This window comes from Streptomyces bobili (genome assembly GCF_002154575.1).
Taxonomy (GTDB): Bacteria; Actinomycetota; Actinomycetes; order Streptomycetales; family Streptomycetaceae; genus Streptomyces; species Streptomyces bobili.
The window spans coordinates 458-5,197 of the sequence record NZ_MUBA01000142.1; the positions used below are offsets into that span (position 1 = coordinate 458).

4 protein-coding genes are annotated in these 4,740 nt (G+C 71.9%); all 4 read left to right on the forward strand.

From position 1 onward, the window contains the following. Positions 1-310: 310 nt before the first annotated feature. On the forward strand, positions 311-631 hold the full coding sequence (locus BZL64_RS12865; protein ID WP_086769213.1) for a heavy-metal-associated domain-containing protein: 321 nt from the start codon (positions 311-313) through the stop codon (positions 629-631). A gap of 109 nt (positions 632-740) precedes the next feature. Next, complete coding sequence (locus BZL64_RS12870; RefSeq protein WP_086769214.1) at positions 741-3,029, forward strand: heavy metal translocating P-type ATPase; 2,289 nt, start codon at positions 741-743, stop codon at positions 3,027-3,029. 119 nt (positions 3,030-3,148) lie between these two features. Further along, complete coding sequence (locus BZL64_RS12875; protein ID WP_086769216.1) at positions 3,149-3,619, forward strand: hypothetical protein; 471 nt, start codon at positions 3,149-3,151, stop codon at positions 3,617-3,619. A gap of 140 nt (positions 3,620-3,759) precedes the next feature. After that, positions 3,760-4,431: a DUF305 domain-containing protein gene (locus tag BZL64_RS12880; protein ID WP_086769218.1), complete on the forward strand. Its 672-nt coding sequence runs from the start codon at positions 3,760-3,762 to the stop codon at positions 4,429-4,431. Positions 4,432-4,740: the final 309 nt, after the last annotated feature.

A 4,740-nucleotide genomic window follows, 5' to 3' on the forward strand; every position in this document is an offset into this window, starting at 1 on the left:
CGGGCCCGGCTCCTCCGGCAGTGACCGTGAAGCGGCCGGACACCGTTCGGTGGTGTCGCCGGCCGGCGCGGAGAAGGCCGTACGGGCGTTCACGCGGCCGGGATCCGGCGCACAGGGAGATCCACGGCAGCGCGGGCATCCCTGTGGCCGGCGATCCGCCGAGGATGGTCGCGTGACTTCGGGCGCGGGATTTCCCGGGCCCACCCAGACTTCCGACATACCCCCTAGGGGTATATAGTCGATCCCGTCGGGAGGGGCCTATCGAGCTCCTCCGCAAGCGACCCACGCATCGACAGCCGAGGAAGTAGCCATGACCGACCTGAAGAACTCCGGCGTGACCGACGTGCAGGCCTCCGGCTCCTGCTGCTCCGCCGACGGCTCCTGCCACTCCGGCTCCGCATCCGACAGCCAGGGCGGCGCGCTCACCACCGTCTACCGGGTGTCCGGCATGACCTGCGGGCACTGCGAGGGCGCGGTCTCGCAGGAGATCTCCGCGCTGGACGGCGTCACCGCGGTCACGGCCGTCGCCAGGACCGGCGAGGTGACCGTCACCTCCTCCGCCCCGCTCGACGAGGAGGCCGTCCGCGCCGCTGTCGACGAGGCGGGTTACGAACTCGTCGGCACGGCGTGAGCCGGTCCGGGGCCGGCCGGCCCCGGACCACGCGCATTCCTCCCCGCCGGGGCGTGCCGCTCCGCTGATACGGACGCCGTACGTCCCGGCCTTCCCCAGGAGTATCTCCATGACCAGCACGGCTCCCGAGAAGACGCTTCCCGACAGCGCTCCCGCGCCCGCCTCCGAGGTCGAGCTCTCCATCGGCGGGATGACCTGCGCCTCCTGCGCGGCCCGCATCGAGAAGAAGCTCAACCGGATCGACGGCGTCACGGCGACCGTCAACTACGCCACCGAGAAGGCGAAGATCTCCTACCCGGACGGGATCGGGGTCGCCGACCTCATCACCACTGTCGAGAAGACCGGCTATACGGCCGCGGAGCCGCCCCCGCCCACTCCCCCGGGCGACGACGAGGGCGTACCGGGCGCCGCGCCCGCCGCGGATCAGGAGTTGCTCACCCTGCGGCAGCGCCTGCTCGTGTCGCTGGCGCTCTCGGTGCCCGTGGTGCTGTTGGCGATGGCGCCGGCCCTCCAGTTCGACAACTGGCAGTGGCTGTCGCTGACTCTCGCCGCTCCGGTCGTGATCTGGGGTGCGTTCCCCTTCCATCGGGCCGCCTGGACGAACGCCCGGCACGGCGCGGCGACCATGGACACGCTGGTGTCGATCGGCACGCTCGCCGCGCTCGGCTGGTCGCTGTGGGCCCTGTTCCTCGGAGACGCCGGCATGCCGGGCATGCGGCACGGCTTCGAGTTCACCATCTCCCGTTCGGACGGCTCGTCCTCCATCTATCTGGAGGCCGCGGCCGGTGTGACCACGTTCATCCTCGCCGGGCGCTACCTGGAGGCGCGGTCCAAGCGCAAGGCGGGTGCGGCGCTGCGGGCCCTGCTGGAGCTGGGCGCGAAGGAGGTCGCGGTACTGCGCGGCGGCGTGGAAGTACGCATTCCTGTCGCCCAGTTGGCGGTCGGTGACCGCTTCGTCGTACGCCCCGGCGAGAAGATCGCGACCGACGGGACCGTCGTCGAGGGTGCCTCCGCGGTCGACGCCGCCCTGCTGACCGGCGAGTCCGTACCGGTGGACGTGGGCGTCGGTGACGCCGTGACCGGGGCGACGGTCAACGCCGGTGGCCGGCTCGTCGTCGAGGCCACCCGGATCGGCGCCGACACCCAGCTCGCCCGGATGGCGAGGCTCGTCGAGGACGCCCAGAACGGCAAGGCGGACGTGCAGCGCCTCGCGGACCGGATCTCCGGCGTCTTCGTCCCCGCGGTCCTGCTGATCACCGCGGCCACCCTCGGCGCCTGGCTCGGCCTCACGGGTGACACGACGGCCGCGTTCACCGCCGCCGTCGCGGTCCTGATCATCGCCTGCCCGTGCGCGCTCGGCCTCGCGACACCGACCGCCCTCATGGTCGGCACCGGCCGCGGCGCCCAGCTCGGCATCCTGATCAAGGGCCCCGAGGTCCTGGAGTCCACCCGCCGTGTCGACACGATCGTCCTGGACAAGACCGGCACCGTCACCACCGGCCGGATGCGGCTCCAGGACGTGTTCACCGCGCCGGGCGTGGACGAAAGCGAGCTGCTGCGCCTCGCGGGCGCGTTGGAACACGCCTCCGAGCACCCGATCGCCCAGGCCATCGCGGCGGGCGCCGCGGAAGCGGATCGGGCGGGCAGCCTGCCGGTGCCCGAGAACTTCGAGAACGTCGCCGGTCTCGGTGTCCAGGGCGTCGTCGAGGGCCATGCCGTGCTCGTCGGTCGTGAGCAGCTCCTCGACGACTGGGTCATCGCCCTGCCGCGTGAGCTGGCCGAGGCGAAGGCCGCCGCGGAGGCCGAGGGACGTACGGCGGTCGCCGTGGCCTGGGACGGTGAGGCGCGCGGGGTCCTGACCGTCGCCGACGCGGTCAAGGAGACCAGTGCCGAGGCGGTGGCCGAGCTGCGCGCACTCGGGCTGAAGCCGGTCCTGCTGACCGGGGACAACCGGCTCGTCGCCGAGTCGGTCGCGCGGGCCGTCGGCATCGACGAGGTCATCGCCGAGGTGCTGCCGCAGGACAAGGTCGACGTCGTCAAGCGGCTCCAGGCGGAGGGCCGTACGGTCGCCATGGTCGGCGACGGTGTCAACGACGCCGCCGCCCTCGCCACCGCCGACCTGGGTCTGGCCATGGGCACCGGGACGGACGCGGCGATCGAGGCGGGCGACCTGACCCTCGTACGCGGCGATCTGCGGGTGGCGGCGGACGCGATCCGGCTCTCCCGCAGGACCCTCGCCACCATCAAGGGCAACCTGTTCTGGGCGTTCGGCTACAACATCGCCGCCCTGCCGCTGGCCGCCTTCGGGATGCTCAACCCGATGATCGCCGGTGCCGCGATGGCCTTCTCCTCGGTCTTCGTCGTCACCAACAGCCTGCGCCTGCGCTCCTTCAAGTAGCCCGGCCCTCTCGCTCAGCGCCACCGGTCCCGCCCGGCGGGACCGGTGCGAGCCCCTCCCGTGAACCTTGGGTACTGTCGTACAAGGCAGATCCAGAACGGCCAGTGACGGAGTCCGGTGTGAAGGCGAGCCGAAACGTACGCGCGGCAGGCGCCCTCGGGCACCTGCTGCTCGTCGTGCTGCTCGCCCTCGGCGTGTTCGCGATGCACGGCATGGGACACCCCGGCGAGTCGGACCATGCCGGCATGAGCACCACGTCCCCCTCCGTGATCACCGATGCGGCTGCTCCGGGCCATGCGCCGATGAGCGCGCCGGCGGACGACATGGCCGCCGGCGGTCGCGCCACGGACGCCGCGGGCAAGAAGGCGGAGTCGTCGTCCACCCACGAGCCCCCCATGACCATGGACATGGTGTCGCTGTGCGTGGCGGTGCTGTTCGGCGCGTGGGCGCTCAGCGCTCTCGTCAGGTCGGCACTCGCCCGTCGCCGGGAGTGGCTCGCTGAGCTGCTCGCCCGGCTCACCACCGTCGCGCGGCCCGACCCTCCGCCTCGCCAACCCGATCTCACCCGTCTGTCAGTTCTGCGGCTGTAGGCCGAACCCGCTCGCGGACGCGCACGACGCGCGATCCCGCGGTTCCGCCTGCGGGCGGTTGCGCCTGCGCGCGTCGCGCGCGCGGGCGGTTGCGCCCGCCCCACACAGCTGACGAACCGACACCACGAGGTGAATCACCCATGACTGCCTTCACGCATGCCCTGCCCCGCAAGCCCGTCCGCCGCGCCGCCGCCGTCGGCCTCGTCGCCGCCGGCGCACTGTTCCTCTCCGCCTGTGGCGGCGACGGCGACGACATGAGCGGCATGGAACACGGCAGCGGCGACAACTCGGCGTCCGCATCCGCTTCGACGTCCGCGTCGGCTGCCGCCGAGGCGGGCTCCACGGGCTTCAACGACGCTGACGTCGCCTTCGCGCAGATGATGATCCCGCACCACCAGCAGGCACTGGCGATGGCCCGACTCGCCGACGGCCGCGCCTCCGACGCCGAGGTGAAGGAGATCGCGGCGAAGATCGAGAAGGCCCAGGACCCCGAGATCAGGACGATGCAGGGCTGGCTGAAGTCCTGGAACCAGCCGACCGCCGCCGCCGGAGCCATGCCCGGCATGGACCACGGCAGCGGCGACGGCATGATGTCCGACGGGGACATGGAGCACCTCAAGGGCATGAAGGGCGCCGAGTTCGACAAGATGTTCGCCGACATGATGATCGAGCACCACGAAGGCGCGATCACCATGGCCGAGGGCGAGCGGAAGAACGGTGAGTACGCGGGCGCCGTGAAGATGGCGGGCGCCATCGTCGACGGACAGTCGGCCGAGGTCAAGCAGCTCCAGAGCATCCTCGACCGGCTCTGAGTCCAGCGGGCGCGGGCCGTACGACCGGCCCGCGCCACCCGTTCCGACGACCCGCTGCCCGGCGACGAGCCCCCGCCGGTCACGCGGTAGCGGCCCCCGTCGTCGGCGTCCGTCCGCGAGCGGCCGCACACCGGTCTCCACACCTTTGCACATACCCCTGGGGGGTATATAGTCGTGAGTGTGGGGCTCGGGAGACGGGTCACACGTGAAGGGAATGGGGATGACGGTCATGGACCACACCGCACACCACACGCAGACCGGGCACGACCACGCGACCCACGAGGGTCACCACGGCCCGGCGGGCCATGG